This window comes from Sphaerotilus sp. FB-3, assembly GCF_023706025.1.
Taxonomy (GTDB): domain Bacteria; phylum Pseudomonadota; class Gammaproteobacteria; order Burkholderiales; family Burkholderiaceae_C; genus Sphaerotilus; species Sphaerotilus sulfidivorans.
Map to the genome: position 1 here is coordinate 72,363 of NZ_BQWE01000004.1, position 23,179 is coordinate 95,541.

Genomic DNA, 23,179 nt, shown 5'->3' on the forward strand with positions numbered 1-23,179 from the left:
GTCAGCTACGACGACGGCCATGTCGACCAGAAGAAACACCACCAGGATCAGAAGCACTTGCGTCAGGGGATGCCGCGCCAGGGGCCGGCTCGAGATCCTGCGGCCGGCGCAGCGTCAGCCGCACCGAGACGTCGTAGAGCCGCTTGGCATCGCGCACCGTCGAGACCGGCGCGGCCTTGATCTCGACCAGCTCGGGCTTCTCCAGCCAGGTCGAGCTGCGCGCGGTGTTGCGCAGGAATTCCGACACCCGCTCGTTGGTCTGCGCCACCGCGGTCACCGCGATGCTCTGGCCGTCCTGGCGCACCGTCGTCAGGTACATGCCCTCGGGCGTCTGCGCGGCCAGCTCGTTGAGCAGGTGCACCGGCATGTTGCGGTCGATCTGGAAGTTCTCGACCACCTGCTGGCGGGCCTTCAGCGCCTCGATCTCGGTCTTGAGCGACGCGATGTCCTTGATCTGGTTCTCGAGCCGCTGGATCTCCGACTGCAGGAAGGTGTTGCGCGAGTTCTGCTGCGCGGTGAGCTCGCCCAGCACCGCGTTCCAGCCCAGCGCGATGGCCGCGCCCGCAAGCGCAGCCGCGCCCAGACCCATGAAGAAGGCCTGGCGGCGCCGGCGCCGCTTCTCTTCCCGATGCGGGAGGAGGTTGATCAGGATCATTGGAGGAATCTCCGCATCGCCAGGCCGCAGGCGATCAGGTAGGACGGCGCCTCGCGGCGCAGCTTGCTCTCGCGCACCGCGGAGCCGATGCGCATGCCGTTGAACGGGCTGACGATCTGGGTGGCGAAGCCGGTGAACTCGGTCACCCGCTCCTTCAGTCCGGGCAGCGTCGCCGAGTTGCCCGACAGCATCACATAGTGGACCTTGTGGTGCGGCGTGCTGGTGAAGAAGTACTGCAGCGCGCGGCCGATCTCCTGCGCCAGGCTGTCGATGAAGGGCGCCAGCAGCGTCGACTCGTAGTCCTCGGGCAGATCGCCGTTGGCGCGGCGCTGCTCGGCCTCGTCGAAGGTCAGGCCGTACTGGCGCACGATCAGCTGGGTGAGCTGCGCGCTGCCGAAGGTCTGGTCGCGGTCGTAGAGGATGTCGTCGTCGCGCAGCACCTTCAGGCTGGTCGAGTCGGCCCCGATCTCGAACAGCGCCACCAGCACGTCGCGGCCCTGGTTGGGCAGGGTCTCGACGACGCGGCTCATCGCCAGCCGCGAGGCATTGGATTCGATGTCGAGCACCACCAGCTTCAGTCCGGCCGACTCGGCCAGGCCCTGGCGGTCCTGGATGCGGTCCTTGCGCGAGGCCGCCAGCATCACCTCGACATCGCCGACCTGCTCGATGCTGGGCCCGATGACGCAGAAGTCGAGGCTGACATCGTCGAGCGGGAACGGAATGTACTGGTGGGCCTCGGCCTCGACCTGCAGCTCCATCTCCTCCTCGGTCAGCCCGCCCGGCAGCACGATCTTCTTGGTGATGACCGCCGACTGTGGCATCGCCATCGCGACCTGCTTGGTGCGGGTGCCGCTGCGCTGCACCAGCCGCTGCACCGCCTCGGCCACCTCGTCGAACTTCTCGATGGTGCCGTCGTTGATCCAGCCCTTCTCGAAGTTCTCGCTGGCGAAGCGCTCGACGATGTACTCCCCGGAGGCGGTCTGACCGAGTTCGACCAGCTTGGCGCCGGACGAGTTGATGTCCAGCCCGATCAGGGACGCATGACGGCGGCCCAGCAGGAGGTCAAGAAAGCCCACGCAATTCCCCAATGCACGTCCGAAAACGCGCCGGACTGTTAACAAATCACTTCAATGCTATCAACAAAGGCATTGAGGGCCCAAGGATATCCCGGCTTTCGCATTCCGGGGATGTTGCAAAGCCGTCAACTGGCTGCGCAAGGCAAAGCTTGTCATGCGATCACGATACAGGAGCCGGGGCAAGGGGGGGCTCGCCCGCCGTTACAAACGTATCTCGCGGTTCGTGACCAGTTCCTATAATCCGCCGCGATCGGCCTGCCATCCGGCGGCCCCCTGTCCCGAGAGTCCATGAGCGATAAAGGCACTTCCCCGAACACGCCGAGTCCGGCCGGGACGGCGAACGGCGCCCGGAAGGTGCTGCGAACCCTGGGCTGGATCGTCGGCCTGCCGCTGGCCCTGCTGCTGACGGGCACGCTGCTGCTGGGCATCGCGCTGGCGATGGCCTACCCGAACCTGCCCGAGATCCACTCCCTGGTCGACTACCGGCCCAAGCTGCCGATGCGGGTGGTTTCCTCCGACGGCGTGATGCTGGGCGAGTACGGCGAGGAACGCCGCAGCTACCTGCCGATCGAGCAGATCCCGAAGGTGATGCAGGACGCGGTGCTGGCCATCGAGGACGCGCGCTTCTACGAGCACGGCGGCATCGACTACAAGGGCATCCTGCGTGCGGCGGTCGAGAACCTGCGCGACTCGCGCAGCCAGGGCGCCTCGACGATCACGATGCAGGTGGCGCGCAACTTCTACCTGTCGACCGAGAAGACCTTCACCCGCAAGATCTACGAGATCCTGCTGTCGCTGAAGATCGAGAGCCAGCTGAGCAAGCGCAAGATCCTCGAGGTCTACATGAACCAGATCTTCCTGGGTCAGCGCGCCTACGGCTTCGCTGCAGCCAGCGAGATCTACTTCGGCAAGCCCCTGAAGGACATCACGGTGGCGGAAGCCGCGATGCTGGCCGGCCTGCCCAAGGCACCGTCGGCCTACAACCCGATCCGCAACCGCAAGCGCGCGACCCTGCGCCAGCGTTACATCCTGGAACGAATGGTCGAGAACGGCTTCATCACCGAGGCCCAGCGCGACGAGGCGCTGGCTCAGGAGCTGAGCTATCCCAGCCCGCGCGGCAGCGACATCCATGCCGAATACGCGGTCGAGACCGCACGCCAGCTGATCTTCGCCCAGTACGGCGAGGCGGCCTACACCCGCGGCCTGACGGTCGAGCTCTCGCTCGATGCCGGCGAGCAGATGCAGGCCTACCGCGCGCTGCGTCGCGGCCTGCTGAACTACGAGCAGCGCCGTGCCTACCGCGGCCCGACCGGCTTCGTCGAGCTGCCGGTGACCGACGCCGGCCTGGACGTGCGCATCGCCGAGGCACTGGAGGACCATCCCGACTACGACGACGTTCGCGCCGCCATCGTGACCGTCGCCTCGCCGCGCAAGGTCAGCGCGATGCTGCAGAACGGCGAGACCATCACGATCAGCGGCGCCGGCCTGAAGCTGGCGGCCTCGGCGCTGGGCGAACAGGCGCCGCCGGCGCAGCGCGTGCGGCGCGGCGCGATCATCCGGGTCATGAAGTCAGGCAGCGCCGGCGACTGGAGCATCGTCAGCCAGCCCGAGGTCGAGGGTGCATTCGTCGCGCTCGATCCGCGCACCGGCCACATCCGTGCGATGGTCGGCGGCTTCGACTACGCCAAGAGCAAGTTCAATCATGTGACCCAGGCCTGGCGCCAGCCGGGCTCGAGCTTCAAGCCCTTCGTCTACTCGGCGGCGCTGGAGAAGGGCTTCTCGCCGGCGACCGTCATCAACGACGCGCCGCTGTTCTTCGACGCCGGTACCACCGGCAGCCAGCCCTGGGAGCCGAAGAACTACGACGGCCAGTTCGACGGCCCGATGTCGATGCGTCGCGCGCTGGCCAAGTCGAAGAACATGGTCTCGATCCGCATCCTCAAGTCGATCGGCCCGAGCTATGCGCAGCAGTGGGTGACGAAGTTCGGCTTCGAGGCCGACAAGCATCCCGCCTACCTGACGATGGCGCTGGGCGCGGGTTCAGTCACGCCGATGGAGATGGCCGACGCCTATGCGGTCTTCGCCAACAGCGGCATGCGGGTCGATCCGGTGCTGATCACCCGCATCACCGATGCACGCGGCCAGGTGATCGCGCAGGCCCGCGCGCCGGCCGGCCATGACGAGCGGCTGCGGGTGATCCCGGAGCGCAATGCCTTCATGACGAACAGCCTGCTGCAGGAAATCACCCGCAGCGGCACCGCCGCCAGCGCGCAGGCGCGACTCAAGCGGCCGGACCTGTATGGCAAGACCGGCACCACCAACGATTCTCAGGACGCCTGGTTCACCGGCTTCAGCTCGTCGCGGGTCGCGGTGGTGTGGATCGGCTACGACAAGCCGCGCTCGCTGGGCGCACGCGAGACCGGCGGCGGACTGGCCCTGCCGGTCTGGATCGACTACATGGGCCACGCGCTGCGCGGCGCGCCGGTGGTCGAGTACACCCCGCCCGATGGCGTGATGCAGGTCGGCGGCGAGTGGTACTACACCGAGAACGCGCAGGGCGGTGGCGTGCGCTCGCTGGGCCTTGACGAGGGCCCGCCGCGCACCGGCGAGGAAGAGCGCAAGGGCATTCTCGACCTGTTCCGCTCCGACGAGAGCGGCGCCAGCGCGCCGCAGTGAGGGCGATGGCGCCCGGCAGGAAGGGCCGGCGCCATGGTGGCGGTCAGGCCGCCGGCGCCTCGAAGCGCAGTGCCCGGCCGCCCTGGGCGCTGGCCTGCACCGACAGCGCGGCAAAGAACTCCTCGCCGCTGCGGGTGTCGCGCCAGGCGCCGTCGGCCCAGCGGTAGTGGTAGCCGCCGGCACGCGCAGCCATCCAGATCTCATGCAGCGGTGGCTGGGTGTTCAGGATGATCTTGCTGCCACCGGAAAAGCTCAGCTCCAGCAGGCCGCCGGTGCGGTGGGTGTCGATGTCGATGAGGTCCTCGTCGAGCCAGCGGTCGATCGTGGTCTCGATCGCGGCCAGCGCCGCATGGGCCAGACGAAGGTACTCGGCATCGGCGAGGCCGGAGGGCGTGCTGTGGGCAGGGGTGTCCGGAGTGGTCATGGCGGTCAGGCTAGAATCGTCTTCATGTTGCAAGGTCTGCTGAAAACGAGTGTAGCGCTGGCCTGCACGGTCCTGCTGGCGACGGGATGTGGCCAGAAAGGGCCGCTGACCCTTGCCCGCGAAGCAGCAGTCACCCCGGCGCCCGCGCCGGCCTCAGGCCCGGTGCCGCCCGCCGCACGCTGAAGCGCCGGCAAGCAGACCGGGCGGATGAATCCGCCCGAGCCACTCAGAAGCGGTGGCGCACGCCCACCATCGTGCCGACCCGGCTGGTCGCGCCGTTGGCGAAGGTCAGGCTGTCGCGGAAGCGCGTGCGGTCGATCTCCAGGTAGACGTCGGTGCGCTTCGAGAAGGCGTAGTCGGCCACCACCGCGTAGAAATCGGCCTTGCCGTCACCAGCGATGTTGCGGCCGGTCTGGCGTACATGCCAGTAGTGCGCGCCCAGGTTGAGCTGCGGCGTGAGCTGGTAGCCGGCGCCGACCGACAGCATGTCGCGGTGCTCGACATTGCCCAGCGCGAAGGTGCCATTGGTGCCGCCATTGCCCAGCAGCGAGGCGATGATCAGCGGATTGAAGCCGCTCTCGAACTTGTTGCGCGCCAGACCGAGCGAGGTGCTCCACGGACCGCTGCTGTAGGAGCCGCCCAGGGTGACGACCTCGCTCTTGCGCGCCGCGCCGTCGCGCAGCGCCAGATAGGCGCCACCCGCCGCGAAGCCGCCGCTGGCATAGCGCACGTAGCCGCCGCTCGACTTGCCGCCGGTGGCCGCGCCCTCGGACACGCTGGCCTGGACCGCTGCGCGCCACGGACCGCTTTCGACCAGGTACTTGACCATGTTGCTGTTGCGCGAGCCCAGCGAGAAGCCGATCTCCGGCTTGAAGGCCTCGATGTAGGGCGAGTAGCGGAAGGACGCGTAGGTCGAGGTGAAGACATCGAACAGCACGTTGTACTGACGACCCACGGTGATGCGACCGAAGCCGCCCTGCAGGCCGACCCAGGACTGGCGCCAGAAGTCGGTCGCCGCCTGCGTGCCCTCGTCGGCATTGAAGCGATGCTCGAGATTGCCCAGCGCGCGCAGGCCGCCACCGAGATCCTCGGAAATGTTCAGGCCCAGCCGGCTCTGCGACATGCCGGCGGTCACCTGGCTCTGGGAATCACCCCGAGTGGCTGCGGTCGCGCCATCGTTGGTGGTGTGGCGCAGCGCCAGATCGACGATGCCGTAGATCGACACCGCGCTGGGCGCAGGCGTCTGGGCCAGCACGCCGCCATGCAGGGCGGCAGTCGCTGCGGCAAACAGGAGGGTCTTCTTCATGGGGACTCCGTCAGCAAGGTGAGACACCGCCATTCTTGGCCCTCGCCCGCCGGACGTGCAGTCTGGAAGATCCTGAGGCCGCCGGCTCACATCTCGTCACCACAGTGACAGAAGGGGCATGACGACGCAGGCGCCACGCCGGATCAGAACAGCCGTGCTGGCCCGTAGCAGGCCTCGGCACGGCCCTGGGTGTTGTCGGCGTCGGTCATGTAGGCCAGGCTGGTCAGCGGCCCCGACGGCTCGCCGAAGGCCCGCTCGAAGTCGGCGCGGACATCACGCTCGTAGTGGCGCCAGCCGTTGAGCTGGCCGCGACCGGACTCCACGACGATCTTGCGGATGCGGTCGCTGCGGCTGCTGACGATGACGCTGCCGACCGGCGCCTGCGCATCCCACACATACATCAGCGTGGCGTAGGGCGGCATCTCGCCGGTCAGGGTGTGCGCCAGGTCGAAGAGCATGCGGTTGCGTGCATTCAGCCTCGACAGATCGCCGTCGAAGGCCAGCACCACCCGGGCGACCGCATCGTCGCTGTCGGCCTGCGCCACCGTGGCGCGCTCGTCGAGGTCGGCAGCCCACCAGGAAAAGCGCAGCAGGCGGGCTGAGGTGCGCGGCGCCTGCAGCCGCATCCGCCACAGGCTGGCCGAGCGCTCGGCCCGCGCATGCAGGCAGGGCTGGCCCAGCCGCTGCGCCGGGCGGTAGAGCGTCTCGCGCTTGCCCGGCAGGCGCTGCATGCCCCCTGCGTCGGTCGCCACCACCGGCGACTGCGGATCCTCGGGCAGGCTGGCGGGCCGCTCGACGGCAGAGGGCTGCCCTGCGCAGCCCGCCAGCACGAGGCTGACCGCCGCCAGCACGAGCCGGCCCCGGGAAAGGATCATCGTCATGGGGAGAAGCGCCATGGAACAGCAAGGTATCAGTCCGTCTACCCATGACAAAAGGCAGAAGGCCACCCGAGGGTGGCCTTCTGCGCATCTTCGATCTTCAAGCCTGCAGGACGCAGGCCGGGAATCAGAAGGTGTGGATCACGCCGAAGTCGTAGCCGGTCTTATCGGTATTCTTGATAGCGTCGTTGATGCGGGTGACGTCGGTGTACAGCTGGGTGCGCTTCGACAGGTTGTGGCGATAGCCCAGCGAGACCTTCTTGGTGGCGTCGTCCGTGCCGACTTCTTGCTGAGCGTAGCCGGCCAGGACTTGACCAGCGGCGCCAACGCTGACGGTCACGCCGGCCAGAGCCTGCTTGACGGTACGCGAGCTGGCCTCGTCAGTCTTGCCACGACCCAGGCCAAGAGAGACCTTGGCCGGACCGAAGGTGTACGAACCACCCAGAGTGGTCAGGTTGTCGTTGGCGCCGGTCGGGTTGTCGTACGAAGCGGCGACCATGAACGGGCCGGCAGCGTACTGAGCAGCGACCGAGTACGGACGATCGACGCCAGGCGCCGGGGTTTCGGCGATGTCGGCAGCGACCTTCAGGCCACCGAAGGCGCCGTCGTAGCGGACCGAGTTCTCGGTGCGCAGACGGGCCAGATCGGTCGAAGCAGTAGCGCCAACTTTCTTGTACTTAGCAGTGAGCGATTCGTCACGCAGGCCGGCGACGGTATAACCACCGAACGGATCGATGACGTCGGTGGCCAGCGAGAAGGCGGCCGTGTACTGGCGGCCCAGGTTCACGGTGCCAAACGAGCCGCCCAGACCGACGGTCGAAATGCCGTGCCAGAAGGCGGCGTTAGTGACGGTACCGTCATCCGGGTTGAAACGGTGCTCGAACTGGAACATGGCCTTCAGACCGCCACCCAGGTCCTCGACGCCACGGAAGCCGACGCGGCTCTTCGAGCCGTCGGCGACTTGCTTGTCAGCCGAACCAGCAGCCTTGGCGAAGCCAAGATCCAGCTTGCCATACAGCGTGACCGACGACTGGGCCGAAGCGGCACCGGCGAAAGCGCCCAGGACGGCGAGAGCGAGCAGAGACTTCTTCATGCAAATATCTCCTAGGTTGAACTAGAGGGTCCTGCAGCACGAGGTGTCGTCGCACGACACTGCCCGGGCCAGGCCGACCTCCTCATCGGAAGCTGACGGTATTGCACCAGAGCCGTTCTCGCATTGCCAAGCGAGACAACACCGAGCGGGAATTGGCCGTTGCTGCAACACAACAAGCGGGACTTTCGTGACACTGACAAGTCGGAAGTGCCTCGCGACTGTCACGCAACGACGCAGCAAGTGGCGTGGAAACGCCCGGATCTGTCGCAATTCGTCATCGGCGCCCCACTACACTGCCAGCGCCATGAAGATCACATTCTCGCCGATCGACCGCCTGGTGTCGGTCATGGACCAGAGCCTGCGCACCGTCTGGAGCCACCACCATGCCGGCCGGCCGACACCGTGCCCCGACCCTCAGACCGCGGCCGAGACGCCGGAGCTGGACGAGGCCGAACGCCGGCTCTCGGGCGCGCTGATGCGGGTGAACCATGTCGGCGAGGTCTGCGCGCAGGCGCTCTACACCGCGCAGGCGCTGGCCACCCGCGACGAGCGGCTGCGCGAACAGCTCGAGGAAGCCTCGCGCGAGGAGACAGACCATCTCGCCTGGACCGAGCAGCGCCTGAAGGAACTCGGCGACCGGCCCTCGCTGCTCAATCCGCTCTGGTACGCCGGCGCGTTTGCGATCGGCTGGGGCGCGGCGCGCCTGGGCGACCGTGCCAGCCTGGGCTTCGTCATCGAAACCGAGCGCCAGGTCGAGCAGCATCTCGACGGCCACCTGCAGCGCCTGCCGGCCCATGATCACGCCTCGCGGGCGATCGTCGCGCAGATGCGCGACGACGAGATCCGTCACGCCGAATCGGCTCAGGCCGCCGGCGGCATCCGCCCGCCGCTGCCGGCGCGCTGGCTGATGCGCGCGGCGGCGAAGGTCATGACCGCCACCGCGCACAGGATATGAGCTCAGAACAACGACATCACTTCATCATGAAGGTGATGTCAGTCTCGCCTGTAAGAAGGGGGGTGCAGCGCCACTGCACCTCACGCGAAGCCATGTGCGTGATCACGGAGTCCGTGATGCGCACCGCACGGGCGACAACCGTCAACCGATCTGGCGCAAGGCTGTAGGTCGCCACCATCGCCACGGGCAAAGCCGCTGACTGCTCACGCAGCACGCTGCTGTCACGCGACAGCGCCATCAGCCCGTCGGGAGTCAGGCTGAAGTCTCTGGCCATCTCCACCTGCTTGATCGGCGTACGACAGTTTCGGTGCAAGCTTTCCCTGAAAATCTCGCTGGCGGCCAGCCCGAAGGCATGGGGCTGATATGACAGCACATCCACGACATCCGGCACCAGCAGCGGATGGGACGATCGATAATGATCTGGAGCGACACCCCCGGCAACCTGGCAGACTTCGGACGATATCTCGTCCATCATCTGCTTCAGATCAATTCTCGAGAGAATGCGGTCTGTTGACATCGCGCAATGTCCGACCACCTTGCCCGGCTGAGCTGCACAGCCCATCAGGAAAATCGATGCAGCAAAAAGCGGAATCATCCGCACCTTGTTCATCCCAGCCAAGATCAACCGCATCGCACTGCCCTTCAGCCTGGTTCGGCCTTGCTGTCAACGCGAAAATCTTACCACGGGCAGAACAGGTGGCTTGTCCACCAATGCAGCAACAAAAGCATCCCGGGGGAACCGTGTCTGCGCCGTCGACAGAACCTGACCCGATGCGACATCCAGAACCCGGACGCTCAGCAGAACGCCATCCTTGGTCGTGGTATAGGTCCCCGTGACGACATTGGCCATCGGCATCGATTCGCGGATCTTCATGATGTCCCGGCTGAGAATGAATTCACCGGAATCATTGATGATGAGATTGCGGGTCATGCGCATGTCAGCCACCAGCCAGCCTCGCACGACCAGTTCATGCATCAGATGCTCGCCAATCAGCCGCCCGAACGATGACGATTCGCTCAGATCGCCCAGCGGCGAGAAGCTGGTGACCACCGTCTGGCGAGACTTGCCGTCTGGCGACACATTGCGGTTGATCTGCTCGGCGAGGAAGATCATTCCGCTGTTGAAGATGCCTGCAGGCGAGCCCGCGTGGTGCGAAATGATCGGCTCGTAGCGGTAGACATTCGGCTCGAGATAGTGCTGCCGACGCAGATCCATGCGCTCATCGATCAGCACGACTGGCTGCGCCACAGCAGCGGCACCCATCAGGCTGGCGCCAGCCAACGCAAGGAGGACACGGAGGAAATTCATGACTGCGCCCTCTCACATCACTTGCAGCACGGCGAGGACCCACAGGCAGCGTAATAACCACCCGTGGAAACCAGCTGGGATCGATCGACCGGGCGAATGCGATCATCCACCTCCGGAATCTGGACCCGATAAGTGACCGGATAATCATTGCACGCACCCGGACGGGTCACTGCAGTGGCATAGTAGGGAGCAGGCTTGCAGGTTGCACAGGACGACACCACGGGCGCCGGCTGCTCCACTGAATTTCGGACTTCTACCGTCGAGCAACCGGACATCAGCCCGATACCCAAAAGGGAGAACAGAGTGGAGAAGACGGTCTTCATTGCTGCAACTTCCTGTGATTGAACCTACTGCTTCACAGATCGGCCCCTCTACCGAGGAAACCTGACCACTGAAGTCATCCAGACTTCGCCTGACAAGTATCGACAGGCGAACCGACGGATTGAGGGCAAACAATCACGCGGCGCAGCAAACCTGCAGCCGACCGTCCCGAAGAATCAACCGCCCGCAGCGGTGTCGACGATCTCGACCTCCAGATCGATCTGCGCCGTCTTGGCCAGCATCGCGGTGGCCGAGCAGTATTTCTCGTAGGACATCTGCACCGCGCGCTTCACCGCCGCCTCGGGCAGCTTCGCGCCGCTGACGACGAACTTCATGACGATGCGGGTGAAGACCTTGGGCTCGGTCTCGGCGCGGTCGGCGCTCATCTTCACCTGGCAGCCCTGCACCGCATGGCGGCCGCGCTTGAGGATCAGCACCACGTCATAGGCGGTGCAGGCGCCGGCGCCGGCGAGCATCGTCTCCATCGGACGGGGCGCCAGGTTGCGCCCGCCGCCCTCGGGGGCGCCGTCCATCATCAGAAGGTGCCCGCTGCCGGTCTCGGCGGAAAAGGCCATGCCCGAGGCCGGCATCCAGTTGATCGTGCACTCCATCGTTCGTGTCTCCGCAGAAAAGGGAGCGATTGTGACGCCTCACCGCGACGCCTTGCACGAACCGCCCGCCCGGGCGGCGCAGAGTCTCGTTGCAATGCAGCAATTGCTTTGGTACAATTTCGAACAAGCAATCGAGACTGTCCCCTAGAACTTTTCGAACGACGGGCACTCTAACGCACTGGTTGTCTCCTCCACCCTCCTCCATAGGTGGATTGAGCCCGAGGCCTCAAGCCTCGGGCTTTTTTTCGTCCGCCATCCGGGTTTGCGAGACACTAGCGGCCGTTTCTGCCCTTGTTCCCGCTCTTGCTCCCGCCCATGTCCGACGACCGCCAGACCCTGCTGAACCATTACCTGAAGCGCATCCTGACCGCCCGGGTCTACGACGTCGCGCGCGAGACCGAACTGGAGCCGGCACGCCAGCTCTCGCGCCGGCTGGACAACCAGGTGCTGCTCAAGCGCGAGGACAACCAGCCCGTCTTCAGCTTCAAGCTGCGCGGCGCCTACAACAAGATGGCGCACCTCAGCCCGGAGCAGCGCGCGCGCGGCGTCATCTGCGCCTCGGCCGGCAACCATGCGCAGGGCGTGGCCCTGGGCAGCCAGCGCCTGGGCTGCCGCGCGGTCATCGTGATGCCGGTGACGACGCCGCAGGTCAAGGTCGACGCGGTGCGCCACCTCGGCGGCGAGGTCGTGCTGCACGGCGACAGCTACAACGACGCCTACGACCACGCGCTGAAGGTCGCCGAGGCCGAAGGCCTGACCTTCGTGCACCCCTTCGACGATCCGGACGTGATCGCCGGCCAGGGCACGATCGGCATGGAGATCCTGCGCCAGCACGAGGGCCCGATCGACGCGGTCTTCGTCGCCATCGGCGGCGGCGGCCTGATCTCGGGCGTGGCGGCCTACATCAAGGCGGTGCGCCCGGAGATCCGCATCATCGGCGTGCAGACGGTCGACTCCGACGCGATGCTGCAGTCGGTGCGCGCCGGCCAGCGGGTGCGTCTCAACGATGTCGGACTCTTCGCCGACGGCACCGCGGTCAAGTTCGTCGGCGAGGAGACCTTCCGCGTCGCGCGCGAGCTGGTCGACGAGTTCATCGTCGTCGACACCGACGCGGTCTGCGCGGCGATGAAGGATGTCTTCCAGGACACCCGCTCGATCCTGGAGCCGTCGGGCGCGCTGGCGGTCGCAGCGGTCAAGCAGTACGTGGCGCGCGAGGGCTGCGCCGACCGGACCTTCGTCGCGATCACCTGCGGCGCCAACATGAACTTCGACCGCCTGCGCTTCGTCGCCGAGCGCGCCGAGGTCGGCGAGGAGCGCGAGGCCCTGTTCGCGGTGACGATCCCCGAGGAGCGCGGCTCCTTCAAGCGCTTCTGCGAGCTGATCGGCCCGAGGAGCGTCACCGAGTTCAACTACCGCATCAGCGACGAGCGCATCGCGCACATCTTCGTCGGCCTGAGCACGAAGACCCGCGGCGAGTCGGCCGAGATCGGCGCGCTGTTCGCGGCCCAGGGCTTCGGCGCGGTCGACCTGACGCATGACGAGCTGGCCAAGACGCACCTGCGCCATCTGGTCGGCGGCCGCTCGGAGCTGGCCCGCGACGAGCGGGTCTTCCGCTTCGAGTTCCCGGAGCGGCCGGGCGCGCTGATGCGCTTTCTCTCGAGCATGCACCCGGACTGGAACATCAGCCTGTTCCACTACCGCAACCAGGGCGCCGACTACGGCCGCATCCTGGTGGGCATCCAGGTGCCGGCGGCCGACGGTGCGGCTTTCAGCGAATTCCTCGACACGCTGGCCTATCCCTTCACCGAAGAGACCGACAACCCGGTCTACCGGCTGTTCCTGCGCTGAATTCACGCGCCGGAATGCACTGAAGCGCCACGGGATGCCGGGGCGCGCGGGTCACGGCCGGGCGGGCTGGCGCACACAATCTGTCGCCTTCTCCGTCGCCCTGTCCTGAACCCGGATTCCCGATGTCTTCCGCTGCCCGGCCCCTGATCGTCCCGACCGCCCACCCCCAGCTCGAGGAGGCGCTGCGCTTCAAGCTCGAGCGTCGCGTCGCCACCGCCGGCGGACTCGGCGAGCTGGTGCCGCTGGCGCTGCGTCTGGGGCTGATCCAGGGCACGCTGCGCCCGCGACTGCGCCAGCCGCAACTGCTGCTGTTCGCCGGCGACCACGGCCTGGCGGTCGACCTGAACCCGCCGCAGCACCACAGCACTGCCGCACAGATCGAGGATCTGCTGGCCTGCCGGGTGCCGCTGCCGGTGTTCGCCCATCAGCAGGGCATGACGCTCGACATCGTCGACTGCGGCCTGGCCAGCGCGATGCCTGCCCGGCCGGGCATGCTGCTGCGCAAGATCGCGCATGGCACCCGCAACGGCCGCGTCACCGCGGCGATGACGCTCGACCAGGTCAATGCCGCGCTGCGAGCCGGCATGGAGATCGCCAAGGCGCTGCCGGGCAATGTGCTGGGCTGCGCCGGGCTGGGCGTGGGCTCGGGTGCCTCGGCCGCGCTGGTCATCTCGCGCATCACCGGCCTGCCGCTGCGCGAGCTGGTGCGCTCGGGCGCACGGATGGACGAGGACGAGCTCAACCATGTGCTGACGGTGCTGCACAGCGCCCACTCGCGCCACCCCGGCAGCGAGGATCCGGTGCAGGCGCTGGCCAGCTTCGGCGGCTTCGAGATGGCGGTCATGGTCGGCGCGATGCTGAGCGCGGCCGAGCGGCGCATGCTGATCCTGGTCGACGGCATGAGCGCCTGCGCCGCGCTGCTGGTGGCCTCGCAGATCGCGCCGGCGGTGGTCGACTATGCGCTGTTCTGCCGCAGCACCGACCACCGCGGTCTGGATGTGGTGCTGGCCGGCTTCGAGAGCGCGGCGCTGCTGGCGCTGGGCCTGGAGTCGATCGACGGCACCGGCACCGCGCTGAGCTGGCCGCTGGTGCGTGCCGCCTGCGCGCTGCTCACCGAGGTCGAGGACACCGTGGAGCCGATGCCGCCGCCGGCCGAACCCGCCGAGACCACGCCGTCGGACTTCGACCCACGCCCGGTGCGCGGCTGAGACGCTTCAGCGCACCATGGGCGGCTCGACCACCCCGCCGCTGACGGTGCCGGCCCCTTCGGGCGGCGCCTGGATGATCGGCGGCTGCCCCGGCATCACGCCGTCGGGCGGAACCTGGATGGGCGGCACCGGCTGCATGCCCTCCGGCATCATGCCGGCCGGCGCAGGCGCAGCCGCTGCGCCCTGCTGACCCGGCACGCCGGTGGCCGGCGGCGGCAGCTGAGGCAGATCGAGCGTGAGCTGCGCGGGCGCGCCGGCCGGGCCGAGCGTGACCTGACGGGCGCTCACCGACTGCAGCACCCAGTTCGAGTCCACTGCGGCGCCGACGCGCACCACGCGCGCCGGCTGACCGTCGACCGCCAGCGTCGCCCAGCCTTCGCCGCCGTCGCGGGCCACCGCACCGATCAGGCGAAAGCGTGCTGCCGCCTCAGGTGCGGCCGCCGGCAGACCGACGACGGCGGCCGGCACCGCACCGAGCATGCGCAGCACATCGCCACGCACCGCCTGGTCGGTGGCGACCGTCTGCACCTGCGGCGGCAGACCGCCCGGACGCACACCCAGGCGCAGGCCCCAGAAGACCAGGCTGCCCGCCAGGGCGGCCCACACCAACCATGCTGTCCAACGTGCTGCCATGGCGCCGGATTATGATCGACGACCCCGCCGACTCATCGCCCGACAGGATTGCCCGAATGAAAAGTTCGCGTCTCGCCCGCACTGCCGCACGCGGCTTCACGCTGATCGAGCTGATGGTGGTGCTGGTCATCATCGGCGTGCTGGCCGCGCTGGTCGTGCCCAACGTGCTCGACCGTGCCGACGATGCCCGCGCCACCGCCGCCCGCACCGATGTCAACAACCTGATGCAGGCGCTCAAGCTCTACCGGCTCGACAACCAGCGCTACCCGACCAGCGAGCAGGGCCTGCAGGCGCTGGTGGCCAAGCCGAGCGCCGCGCCGGTGCCGGGCAACTGGAAGCCCTATCTGGACAAGCTGCCCGCCGACCCCTGGGGCCGCGCCTACCAGTACGCCAATCCGGGCGTGAAGGGCCCGATCGACGTCTTCAGCTACGGCGCGGACGGCCAGGCAGGCGGCGAAGGCAAGGACGCCGACATCGGCTCCTGGCAGTGAGCCGTTCCGGCCAGCGCGGCGGCCAGCGCGGCTTCACGCTGCTGGAGCTGCTGGTGGTGGTGGCCATCGTCGCGCTGGCCAGTGCGGTCGTCACGATGGCGCTGCCGGACCCGGCCTCGACCCGGCTGGAGCGCGAGGCCTCGCGGCTGGCCGCGATCCTGGAGGCCGCACGGGTGCAGGCCCGCGCCTCGGGCACGCTCGCCGGCTGGGCGCCCGGGCCGGGTCGGCCGGGGAGCTTCGGCCCGGACGATCGCGCCGAGGACGCCGACTTCCATTTCCAGGGCCTGCCGCCGCAGCACGGCCTGCCACAGCGCTGGGCCGAGCGCGAGCTCTCCGGCCGCATCGAGGTGCAGCTGCCGCCCGGTCAGCGCGCGCTGGTGCTCGGGCCGGAGCCGGTCATTCCGGCGCAGCAGCTGGTGCTGCGGCTCGAGGACCGCAGCGTGCGCCTGGGCAGCGACGGCCTGGCACCCTTCGCGGTCATCAGCGAGGACGGCGATGCGACCCCGCGCTGAACGCGGCCTGACCCTGGTCGAGGTGCTGGTGGCGCTGACCATCGTCGCGCTGACGCTGGCCGCCGGCATCAAGGCCGCCGGCGCGCTCAGCGGCAACGCCGAGCGGCTGGAGAGCACGCTGGCCGCGCAGTGGTGCGCCGACAGCCATCTCGCCAACCTGCGCCTGTCGCGCCAGCTCCCGCCGGTGGGCGACAGCGAATTCAGCTGCGAGCAGCTCGGGCGCAGCTATGCCGGCCGGGTCTCGGTGCGGCCGACGCCCAATCCGCTGTTCCGCCGCATCGACGTGCGCATGCTCGATGCCGACGGCCAGAGCCTGCTGACCTACAGCACCGTGATGTCGAGGCTCTGATGCCAATGCGCCCACCCGTTCCCGGATCGCGGTCGCGGTCGCGCGGCTTCACGCTGATCGAGCTGCTGGTCGCGCTGTCGATCATGGCCGTCATGGCCGCGATGGCATGGCAGGGCGTCGACGCGGTGGTGCGCAGCCGCGAGATCACCCAGGCGCACATGGAGCGGCTGCTGCGTCTGCAGTCGGTCATGTCGCAGTGGGAGATCGACCTGCGCGAGGTGCATGACTCCCAGGTGGTGCCGGGACTGAACTTCGACGGCGCCACGCTGCGCCTGACCCGCCGCCGCCCCGAGGGCCTGCAGGTGGTGGCCTGGACGCTGCGCGGCGGCACGCTGTGGCGCTGGAGCTCGCCGGCGGTCACCGCGATGGACGCGCTGCAGGAGCACTGGATGCGCAGCTACCAGCTGCTGGGCAGCGAGGCCGGCACGCTGGCGATGCTGCACGGCGTCAGCCAGTGGCAGCTCCATCACTATCACCAGAGCAGCAGCAGCTGGAGCAATGCGCAGTCCAGCGGCGACCTGGACGGCAGCGCACCGGCGGCAGAGCCGGCAGCAACGCCCGGGCGGCAGGACGGCCAGAGCCCGGATGGCGGCGGTGCCGGCGCCGGCGCGGGCTCGAACAACAGCGCGACACCGCCGGTCATCGTCAACCAGGAGGCCCTGCCCGACGGCGTGCGCCTGCTGCTGCAGTTCGGCGAGGGCGGCACCGCCGCCGGCACGCTGACCCGCGACATCCGCCTGATCCATCCATGAGACCGATCCTCCTCGCCCGACGCCGCGCGCTGCCGGCACGCCCCCGCGGCGCGGCGCTGCTGACCGCGATGATCCTGGTCACCGTGGTGGCGACGCTGGCGGCGGGCATGCTCTGGCAGCAGTGGCGCGCGCTGCAGGTCGAGGCGGCCGAACGCACCCAGACCCAGGCGCAATGGCTGCTGCAGGGCGCGATGGACTGGTCGCGCATGATCCTGCGCGAGGACGCGCGCAGCGGCGGCACCGACCACCTCAACGAGCCCTGGGCCGCGCCGCTGGCCGAGGCGCGCCTGTCGACCTTCCTGGCCGCCGACCGCCAGATGAGCGAGGGCATGCCCGACGCCTTCCTGTCCGGCCGCATCGAGGATGCGCAGGCACGCTACAACCTGCGCAATCTGATCCAGCAGGGCAAGATCAGCCCGCCCGAGCTGCAGACGCTGACGCGGCTGTGCGAGCACATCGGCCTGGGCGCGGATGTCGCGCAGCGGCTGGCGCTGGCGCTGCGCCGCGCCACGCCCGGCGGGGCCACCGAGGCCGAGGCCGAATCGGCCACCGGCACGGCGGCCTTGCCGCTGATGCCGCCCTCGGTCGACGAGCTGGGCTGGCTGGGCCTGTCCGAGCCGGTGGTGCGCACGCTCAGGCCCTATGTGGTGCTGCTGCCGCGCGAGACGCCGGTCAATCTGAACACCGCGCCCAAGGAGGTCATCGCCGCGGTGCTGCCCGGCATCGACCTGGCCGGCGCGCAGCGCCTGGTGCAGGCGCGCCAGCGCGATCCGCTGCGCTCGCCCGACGAGGTGCAGAAAGTGCTGGGCGAGCGCGCGCTGACCGACGCACGCCGGATCAGCGTCAACAGCGCCTATTTCGTGGTGACCGGCTCGCTGCGGCTCGACACGATGATGATCGCGCAGCGCTCGCTGATCGAGCGCCAGGGCCGCGAGGTGCGGCTGCTGTCGACCCGGCGGCTGACCGATCCGCTCGAGCTGCAGGCGCTGCTGCAGCCCTGAAGCGCCCTTGAAGCAGCGCGGCCCCCGTCGATCGAGGCAGAACCAGGCCGGAAATGCCGCTCTGTTCATGAAACGGACACCACGCCCGGTCACAGTCCGCCCCCGCCCCGCGCCCTACAATCGGCCCGAATTGACCGAACCCGCATGAGCCTGCTCGTTGTCCAACTGCCCGACCGTCCGCGCCTGCATCCGCAGGGCCGCACGGCTGCGGCACCCGCACAGGAACTGGGCTGGGTGCTGAGTCCGGACGGCCGCACTGTCCAGTCCGAAGGCCGCTGCGCCGCCGCGCTGCTGCCCCAGGCCGGCACCACGGTGCTGGCCTGCGGTCCGGCCGATGTGGCCTTCCACCGCATCGACTGGCCCAAGGCGCCGCCGGCACGGCTGCGCGCGGCGCTGGCCGGCCTGGCCGAGGAAGCGCTGCTCGACGAGACCGACGCGCTGCATCTGGCCGCCGCACCCGATGCGCAGGCCGGCGAGCCCGGCTGGCTGGCCGCGATCGACCGCGACTGGCTGGTGGCGCAGATCGGCGCGATCGAGGCCGGCGGCCGGGCGGTCGACCGGATCGTGCCGATGCTGTGGCCCGACACGCTGGCGCGCGGCCATTTCCATGTCGACCCGGCCGACGAACCGCCGCGCCCGCGCCTGAGCTGGGCCGACGCGCAGGGTGTGTCGACCTGGCCGGTGGCGGGCTCGCTGGCGCGCTCGCTGCTGCCCGAGCCGCTGCCGGGCGACACGCTGTGGACGGCCGAGCCGGCCGCCGCCGCGCCGGCCGAGCGCTGGCTGGGCCAGCCGGTGCAGGTCACCCGTCAGGCCGAGCTGCTGCTGGCCGCCGCGCAGAGCCCCTGGAACCTGCGCCAGTTCGAGCTGGCACCGCGCCACCGCGGTCTGGCCCAGCTGCGCGAGGGCTGGCGCCGCTTCATGACCCCGGCCTGGCGGCCGGTGCGCCTGGGCCTGCTCGGGCTGGCGCTGGTGCAGGTGGTCGGCCTCAATGCCTGGGCCTGGCTGCAGGAGCGCGAGATCCGCAGCCGCCGGCTGGAGATGACCCAGCTGCTGACCCGCACCCATCCGCAGGTGCGTGCGGTGCTGGATGCCCCGGTGCAGATGGAACGGGAGAACGAGATGCTGCGAACCAGCGCCGGCCGCGCCGGCGACGGCGACCTGGAAACGCTGATGCAGGTGGCCGCCAGCGTCTGGCCCGAGGGCCGCCCGCCTCAGACCGTGGCCTTCGAGCCGGGCCAGATCCGCCTGGGCGTGCAGGGCCTGCCGCCCGAGCTGCTCGAGCAGATGCGCACCACGCTGGCGCCCGGCGGCTGGCGGCTCGAACCGGGCGCCGATCAGGTGCAGATCAGCCAGGCCCGCGGCGGAGCGCCCCGATGAGCCGCCCCGCCCCGGCGACGGACCCGCGGCTCGGCGCGCTGATGCAGCAGCTCGCGCCGCTGCGCCAGCGCTGGTCGGCGCTGGCCCCGCGAGAGCGCCTGCTGGTCGGCGCTGCCGCGCTGGTGCTGGGCCTCTTCCTGCTGTGGAGCGTCGCGATCGCACCGGCGCTGCGCAGCCTGTCGACCGCGCCGGCCCGACTGGCCGAGGTCGATGCGCAGCTCGCCCAGATGCGCCGCCTGGCTGCCGAAGCGGGCGAGCTGCGTGCGCTGCCGCCGGTGGCACCGCCCCAGGCCGAGGCCGCGCTGCAGTCGGCCACCCAGCGGCTGGGGGCGGCCGCACGACTGCAGGCCAGCGGCGAGCGCATCACCGTGCAGTTCACCGCCATCGAGCCGGCGGCGCTGGCCGCCTGGCTCGACGAGGTGCGCAGCGCCGCGCGGGCCCGGGTGGTCGAGGCCCAGCTCGGCCGCAGCGGCAATGGCTACAGCGGCAGCATCGTGCTGACGCTGGCCGCACCGCGCTGACGAGGCCGCCCGCATGAGCCGACGACCCGACCTGTCGCTGCACTCCCGCCCCTGGCGTCCGACCTACCAGCCCAGCGTCGGCCCGCTGTCGACCTTCGACGATGCGCTGACGCGCTCGCGCACCGGCTGGGTCGCGCAGGCCCGCTCCAGCCGCCGCTGGGCGGTGGCCGGCGCGCTGACCGGCGCGCTGGTCACGCTGCCGCTGGTCGCGCCGGCGGCCTGGCTGGCCCAGGCGGTCAGTGCGGCCACCCGCGGCCATGTGCTGCTGGCCGATGCCCGCGGCTCGCTCTGGGCGGGCGATGCGGTGCTGGTGCTGACCGCCGGCCCCGGCAGCCGCGAGGCCATGGCCCTGCCCGGCCGGCTGGGCTGGCGGCTGAGCCTGGACGGCCTGGCCGCGCAGCTGGCGCTGCGCCACGACTGCTGCCTGGGCGGCGAGCCGCGACTGATCGTGCGCCCCGGCCTGGGTCGGGTCGAGGTGCGGATCCAGCCCTCGCCCGACGGCCCGGACGGGCGCATCGGCCAGTGGCCGGCGGCCTGGCTGGTCGGCCTGGGCACGCCGTTCAACACCATGCGGCCGGGCGGTGCGATGCAGCTCGGCACGCAGGACCTGCGCCTGACCTGGGCCCGGGGCCGCTTCTCGATGGAAGGCAGCGCGATGCTGGAGCTGCGCGATCTCTCCTCGCGCCTGACCACGCTGCCCCGCCTGGGCAGCTACCGCCTGACGGTGCGCAGCGATGCGGCCCAGGCGGGCACCGCGCAGATCGGGCTCGACACCCTCGACGGCGCGCTGCAGCTCAGCGCCACCGGCAGCTGGGGCGCCGGCGGCCTGCGCCTGCGCGGCGAGGCCAGCGCCCGCGAGGCCGAGCGTCCCGCGCTCGACAACCTGCTCAACATCATCGGACGGCGCCAGGGCGCGCGGTCCCTGCTCTCGATCGGATGACCATGAAGCCGTGCTCCCGCCCTCCCGTGCCGCCGCGCCTGCTCGCCGCCGCCCTGGCCGGCCTGACCGCGCTGGGCGGTCTCGCCCCCGCCTCCGACGCGCTGGCCCAGCAGGGCAGCCGCCGCGCGGCCGCCGCCAGCGCCCAGAAGGTCACCGTCAACTTCGTCAATGCCGAGATCGACGCGGTCGCGCGGGCGATGGCGGCGATCGTCAAGCGCCAGATCGTGGTCGACCCGCGGGTGCGCGGCCAGATGACGCTCTACAGCGAGCAGCCGCTGACCGAGCGCGAGGCCTTCCTGAACTTCATGTCCGCGCTGCGCGGCCTGGGCTTCACCGTCATCGAGGTCTCCGGCCTGCTCAAGGTGGTGCCCGAGGCCGAGGCCAAGCTGCAGACCGGCACCGTCTCGGTCGGCCAGGTGGTGCGCTCGGGCGACCAGATCCTGACCCAGGTCTTCAGCCTGAAGCATGAGAACGTCAACAACCTGGTGACGGTGCTGCGCCCGCTGATCTCGCCGAACAACACCATCAACGCCAACCCCGGCAACAACACGCTGATCATCACCGACTACGCCGACAACCTGCAGCGGCTGGCCAAGATCATCGCCGCGCTGGACACGCCGGCGGCCACCGATGTCGAGGTGGTGCCGGTCAGGCATGCGGTGGCCTCCGACATCGCGCAGATGGTGCAGCGCTTCGCCGACAGCTCGGCCGGCGGCACGCCCGGCGCGCCGCCGGCCACCACCGGCGGCGCGGTCTCGGTGCTGGCCGACCCGCGCACCAACGCGCTGCTGATCCGCGCGCCCAATGCCGCGCGGCTGGCGGCCATCCGCGCGGTCATCGCCAAGCTGGACCAGCCGCCCACCGGCGCCGAGGCGACCGGCAACATCCGCGTCGTCTACCTGAAGAACGCGGATGCCACCCGGCTGGCCACCGTGCTGCGCGCGGCCTTCAGCGCCGGCGGCAGCGGCGGCGGGGCGGGTGCCGCCGGCGGCCTGTCAGGCGCGGGCGGCCTGGGCAGCAGCACCGCCGCCAGCGGCGGCGGCCTCGGCACGATGGCGGGCCAGAACGGCAGCAACGGCGCCTCGACCCAGTCGACCAGCCCGGTCAATGCCGCGGCCAGCCCGTCGACCGGCGGCTTCATCCAGGCCGATCCGGCCACCAACGCGCTGATCATCACCGCGCCGGAGCCGATGTACCGCCAGCTGCGTGCGGTCATCGACCAGCTCGACGCGCGCCGCGCCCAGGTCTATGTCGAATCGATGATCGTCAAGATCGACGCGAACAAGACGGCCGAGTTCGGCTTCCAGTGGCAGGGCCTGCTGGGCAAGAACGGCGACAAGTACGGTCTGGTGGCCGGCACCAACTACGGCGCGACCGGCAACATCGTCAATCTGTCGACGACGACGACCTCCTCGCTGAGCGCCACCACCACCGCCTCGAGCCTGCTGGGCAACGGCCTGAACGTCGGCCTGATCCAGGCGGTCAACGGCGTCTACACGCTGGGCGCGCTGGCGCGCTTCCTGGAGTCCGAGGCCGGCGCCAACGTGCTGTCGACGCCCAATCTGGTCGCGCTCGACAACGAGGAGGCCAAGATCGTCATCGGCCAGAACGTGCCCTTCGTCACCGGCAGCTTCACCGGCACCGGCTCGAGCAGCAACTCCACCAACCCGTTCCAGACCATCGAGCGCAAGGATGTCGGCCTGACGCTGCGCCTGAAGCCGCAGATCGGCGAGAACGGCACGGTGCGCATGCAGGTCTACCAGGAGAACTCCAGCGTCGTCAGCACCAGCACCACCAGCGGGCCGACCACCGACAAGAGCGCGATCGAGACCACCGTGGTGGTGGACGACGGCCAGATCATGGTGCTGGGCGGCCTGCTCAAGGACGAGTTCGGCGACGGCGAGGACCGGGTGCCGGGTCTGGCCTCGCTGCCGCTGGTCGGCAACCTGTTCAAGTCGGGCTCGCGAAAGCGGGTCAAGACCAATCTGCTGGTCTTCCTGCGCCCGGTGGTGATGCGCACGCAGGCGGATGCCACCGCGCTGACGCTGGACCGCTACGAGGCGATCCGCGCCCGCCAGCAGACCAGCCAGCCGACGCCGTCGGCGACGCTGGGCAACATCAACGACGCTCCGGTGCTGCCGGCCCTGCCCGAACGACCGGCCGCCACGCTGCCGGAGCCCACGGCGCCGGCAGCGCCGCGCCCCCCATCCTCGTCCAACGGCTCCCTGCCCTGACCCGAAGCC

The 23,179-nt window shown here is 69.5% G+C and carries 23 protein-coding genes; 13 read left to right on the forward strand and 10 right to left on the reverse strand.

The window, feature by feature from the left end; genetic code table 11:
• Position 1: 1 nt before the first annotated feature.
• Entirely contained in the window at positions 2-655 is a 654-nt protein-coding gene (locus NFT33_RS00940) for a PilN domain-containing protein (protein WP_251672594.1), read from the reverse strand.
• On the reverse strand, positions 652-1,731 hold the full coding sequence (locus tag NFT33_RS00945) for a pilus assembly protein PilM (RefSeq protein ID WP_251672595.1): 1,080 nt from the start codon (positions 1,729-1,731) through the stop codon (positions 652-654). Before NFT33_RS00945 ends, NFT33_RS00940 begins: the two co-directional genes overlap by 4 nt.
• Positions 1,732-2,019: 288 nt before the next feature.
• Between NFT33_RS00945 and NFT33_RS00950 the strand changes: the two genes are divergently transcribed.
• The gene (locus NFT33_RS00950) at positions 2,020-4,407 is read left to right on the forward strand and encodes a penicillin-binding protein 1A (protein WP_251672596.1); all 2,388 of its coding nucleotides are present in this window, start codon (positions 2,020-2,022) and stop codon (positions 4,405-4,407) included.
• A 43-nt stretch (positions 4,408-4,450) separates the two neighbouring features.
• Here NFT33_RS00950 and cyaY read toward each other — a convergent pair whose 3' ends face one another.
• From cyaY to NFT33_RS00970, 4 genes are all read right to left on the reverse strand, one after another.
• On the reverse strand, positions 4,451-4,831 hold the full coding sequence (cyaY, locus tag NFT33_RS00955; RefSeq protein WP_251672597.1) for an iron donor protein CyaY: 381 nt from the start codon (positions 4,829-4,831) through the stop codon (positions 4,451-4,453).
• A gap of 226 nt (positions 4,832-5,057) precedes the next feature.
• Complete coding sequence (locus tag NFT33_RS00960) at positions 5,058-6,137, reverse strand: porin (RefSeq protein ID WP_251672598.1); 1,080 nt, start codon at positions 6,135-6,137, stop codon at positions 5,058-5,060.
• Between the two features lie 143 nt (positions 6,138-6,280).
• The gene (locus NFT33_RS00965) at positions 6,281-7,018 is read right to left on the reverse strand and encodes a DUF3047 domain-containing protein (RefSeq protein ID WP_251672599.1); all 738 of its coding nucleotides are present in this window, start codon (positions 7,016-7,018) and stop codon (positions 6,281-6,283) included.
• A 124-nt stretch (positions 7,019-7,142) separates the two neighbouring features.
• Entirely contained in the window at positions 7,143-8,108 is a 966-nt protein-coding gene (locus tag NFT33_RS00970) for a porin (RefSeq protein WP_251672600.1), read from the reverse strand.
• Between the two features lie 304 nt (positions 8,109-8,412).
• Here NFT33_RS00970 and coq7 point away from each other — a divergent pair, with 304 nt between their 5' ends.
• Positions 8,413-9,063, forward strand: coding sequence for a 2-polyprenyl-3-methyl-6-methoxy-1,4-benzoquinone monooxygenase (gene coq7 / locus NFT33_RS00975; RefSeq protein ID WP_251672601.1), 651 nt, complete (start codon positions 8,413-8,415; stop codon positions 9,061-9,063).
• A gap of 16 nt (positions 9,064-9,079) precedes the next feature.
• On the opposite strand, the gene NFT33_RS00980 is transcribed toward coq7, so the two are convergent.
• From NFT33_RS00980 to NFT33_RS00990, 3 genes are all read right to left on the reverse strand, one after another.
• Complete coding sequence (locus NFT33_RS00980) at positions 9,080-9,673, reverse strand: FlgO family outer membrane protein (RefSeq protein ID WP_251672602.1); 594 nt, start codon at positions 9,671-9,673, stop codon at positions 9,080-9,082.
• A 54-nt stretch (positions 9,674-9,727) separates the two neighbouring features.
• The gene (locus NFT33_RS00985; protein ID WP_251672603.1) at positions 9,728-10,372 is read right to left on the reverse strand and encodes a FlgO family outer membrane protein; all 645 of its coding nucleotides are present in this window, start codon (positions 10,370-10,372) and stop codon (positions 9,728-9,730) included.
• 497 nt (positions 10,373-10,869) lie between these two features.
• Complete coding sequence (locus NFT33_RS00990; protein WP_149504418.1) at positions 10,870-11,304, reverse strand: OsmC family protein; 435 nt, start codon at positions 11,302-11,304, stop codon at positions 10,870-10,872.
• A gap of 315 nt (positions 11,305-11,619) precedes the next feature.
• Here NFT33_RS00990 and ilvA point away from each other — a divergent pair, with 315 nt between their 5' ends.
• Positions 11,620-13,152: a threonine ammonia-lyase, biosynthetic gene (gene ilvA, locus NFT33_RS00995; protein WP_251672604.1), complete on the forward strand. Its 1,533-nt coding sequence runs from the start codon at positions 11,620-11,622 to the stop codon at positions 13,150-13,152.
• A gap of 122 nt (positions 13,153-13,274) precedes the next feature.
• Positions 13,275-14,360 carry a nicotinate-nucleotide--dimethylbenzimidazole phosphoribosyltransferase gene (locus tag NFT33_RS01000; protein WP_149504420.1) on the forward strand — a complete coding sequence of 362 codons (1,086 nt, stop codon included), beginning with the start codon at positions 13,275-13,277 and terminating at the stop codon, positions 14,358-14,360.
• Between the two features lie 6 nt (positions 14,361-14,366).
• Here NFT33_RS01000 and NFT33_RS01005 read toward each other — a convergent pair whose 3' ends face one another.
• A complete protein-coding gene (locus NFT33_RS01005; protein WP_251672605.1) occupies positions 14,367-14,969 on the reverse strand; it encodes a hypothetical protein in 603 nt (200 codons plus the stop codon).
• A gap of 80 nt (positions 14,970-15,049) precedes the next feature.
• On the opposite strand from NFT33_RS01005, the gene gspG reads away from it, so the two are divergent.
• From gspG to gspD, 9 genes are all read left to right on the forward strand, one after another.
• The gene (gspG, locus tag NFT33_RS01010) at positions 15,050-15,484 is read left to right on the forward strand and encodes a type II secretion system major pseudopilin GspG (protein ID WP_037481015.1); all 435 of its coding nucleotides are present in this window, start codon (positions 15,050-15,052) and stop codon (positions 15,482-15,484) included.
• A complete protein-coding gene (locus tag NFT33_RS01015; protein ID WP_251672606.1) occupies positions 15,481-15,996 on the forward strand; it encodes a prepilin-type N-terminal cleavage/methylation domain-containing protein in 516 nt (171 codons plus the stop codon). The genes gspG and NFT33_RS01015 overlap by 4 nt, the downstream gene beginning before the upstream one ends.
• Positions 15,980-16,345, forward strand: coding sequence for a type II secretion system minor pseudopilin GspI (gene gspI / locus NFT33_RS01020; RefSeq protein WP_251672607.1), 366 nt, complete (start codon positions 15,980-15,982; stop codon positions 16,343-16,345). The genes NFT33_RS01015 and gspI overlap by 17 nt, the downstream gene beginning before the upstream one ends.
• A gap of 5 nt (positions 16,346-16,350) precedes the next feature.
• Complete coding sequence (locus NFT33_RS01025) at positions 16,351-17,097, forward strand: PulJ/GspJ family protein (protein WP_251672608.1); 747 nt, start codon at positions 16,351-16,353, stop codon at positions 17,095-17,097.
• Positions 17,094-18,098, forward strand: a complete 1,005-nt coding sequence (gene gspK, locus NFT33_RS01030) for a type II secretion system minor pseudopilin GspK (RefSeq protein WP_251672609.1) — start codon at positions 17,094-17,096, stop codon at positions 18,096-18,098. Before NFT33_RS01025 ends, gspK begins: the two co-directional genes overlap by 4 nt.
• A gap of 144 nt (positions 18,099-18,242) precedes the next feature.
• Complete coding sequence (gene gspL, locus NFT33_RS01035) at positions 18,243-19,475, forward strand: type II secretion system protein GspL (RefSeq protein ID WP_251672610.1); 1,233 nt, start codon at positions 18,243-18,245, stop codon at positions 19,473-19,475.
• Positions 19,472-19,996, forward strand: coding sequence for a type II secretion system protein GspM (gene gspM, locus NFT33_RS01040; RefSeq protein WP_251672611.1), 525 nt, complete (start codon positions 19,472-19,474; stop codon positions 19,994-19,996). The genes gspL and gspM overlap by 4 nt, the downstream gene beginning before the upstream one ends.
• Before the next feature lie 13 nt (positions 19,997-20,009).
• Positions 20,010-20,936, forward strand: a complete 927-nt coding sequence (gspN, locus tag NFT33_RS01045; protein WP_251672612.1) for a type II secretion system protein N — start codon at positions 20,010-20,012, stop codon at positions 20,934-20,936.
• A gap of 2 nt (positions 20,937-20,938) precedes the next feature.
• Positions 20,939-23,170: a type II secretion system secretin GspD gene (gene gspD / locus NFT33_RS01050; protein ID WP_251672613.1), complete on the forward strand. Its 2,232-nt coding sequence runs from the start codon at positions 20,939-20,941 to the stop codon at positions 23,168-23,170.
• Positions 23,171-23,179 lie beyond the last annotated feature (9 nt).

Excerpts from the sequence above, each read along its gene's own strand:
- NFT33_RS00940 (WP_251672594.1), bottom strand. The coding sequence starts at position 655 with ATGATCCTGATCAACCTCCTCCCGCATCGGGAAGAGAAGCGGCGCCGG.
- NFT33_RS00950 (WP_251672596.1), top strand. The coding sequence starts at position 2,020 with ATGAGCGATAAAGGCACTTCCCCGAACACGCCGAGTCCGGCCGGGACG.
- cyaY (WP_251672597.1), bottom strand. The coding sequence starts at position 4,831 with ATGACCACTCCGGACACCCCTGCCCACAGCACGCCCTCCGGCCTCGCC.
- NFT33_RS00960 (WP_251672598.1), bottom strand. The coding sequence starts at position 6,137 with ATGAAGAAGACCCTCCTGTTTGCCGCAGCGACTGCCGCCCTGCATGGC.
- NFT33_RS00965 (WP_251672599.1), bottom strand. The coding sequence starts at position 7,018 with ATGACGATGATCCTTTCCCGGGGCCGGCTCGTGCTGGCGGCGGTCAGC.
- NFT33_RS00970 (WP_251672600.1), bottom strand. The coding sequence starts at position 8,108 with ATGAAGAAGTCTCTGCTCGCTCTCGCCGTCCTGGGCGCTTTCGCCGGT.
- coq7 (WP_251672601.1), top strand. The coding sequence starts at position 8,413 with ATGAAGATCACATTCTCGCCGATCGACCGCCTGGTGTCGGTCATGGAC.
- NFT33_RS00980 (WP_251672602.1), bottom strand. The coding sequence starts at position 9,673 with ATGAACAAGGTGCGGATGATTCCGCTTTTTGCTGCATCGATTTTCCTG.
- NFT33_RS00985 (WP_251672603.1), bottom strand. The coding sequence starts at position 10,372 with ATGAATTTCCTCCGTGTCCTCCTTGCGTTGGCTGGCGCCAGCCTGATG.
- NFT33_RS00990 (WP_149504418.1), bottom strand. The coding sequence starts at position 11,304 with ATGGAGTGCACGATCAACTGGATGCCGGCCTCGGGCATGGCCTTTTCC.
- ilvA (WP_251672604.1), top strand. The coding sequence starts at position 11,620 with ATGTCCGACGACCGCCAGACCCTGCTGAACCATTACCTGAAGCGCATC.
- NFT33_RS01000 (WP_149504420.1), top strand. The coding sequence starts at position 13,275 with ATGTCTTCCGCTGCCCGGCCCCTGATCGTCCCGACCGCCCACCCCCAG.
- gspG (WP_037481015.1), top strand. The coding sequence starts at position 15,050 with ATGAAAAGTTCGCGTCTCGCCCGCACTGCCGCACGCGGCTTCACGCTG.
- gspI (WP_251672607.1), top strand. The coding sequence starts at position 15,980 with ATGCGACCCCGCGCTGAACGCGGCCTGACCCTGGTCGAGGTGCTGGTG.
- NFT33_RS01025 (WP_251672608.1), top strand. The coding sequence starts at position 16,351 with ATGCGCCCACCCGTTCCCGGATCGCGGTCGCGGTCGCGCGGCTTCACG.
- gspK (WP_251672609.1), top strand. The coding sequence starts at position 17,094 with ATGAGACCGATCCTCCTCGCCCGACGCCGCGCGCTGCCGGCACGCCCC.
- gspL (WP_251672610.1), top strand. The coding sequence starts at position 18,243 with ATGAGCCTGCTCGTTGTCCAACTGCCCGACCGTCCGCGCCTGCATCCG.
- gspM (WP_251672611.1), top strand. The coding sequence starts at position 19,472 with ATGAGCCGCCCCGCCCCGGCGACGGACCCGCGGCTCGGCGCGCTGATG.
- gspN (WP_251672612.1), top strand. The coding sequence starts at position 20,010 with ATGAGCCGACGACCCGACCTGTCGCTGCACTCCCGCCCCTGGCGTCCG.
- gspD (WP_251672613.1), top strand. The coding sequence starts at position 20,939 with ATGAAGCCGTGCTCCCGCCCTCCCGTGCCGCCGCGCCTGCTCGCCGCC.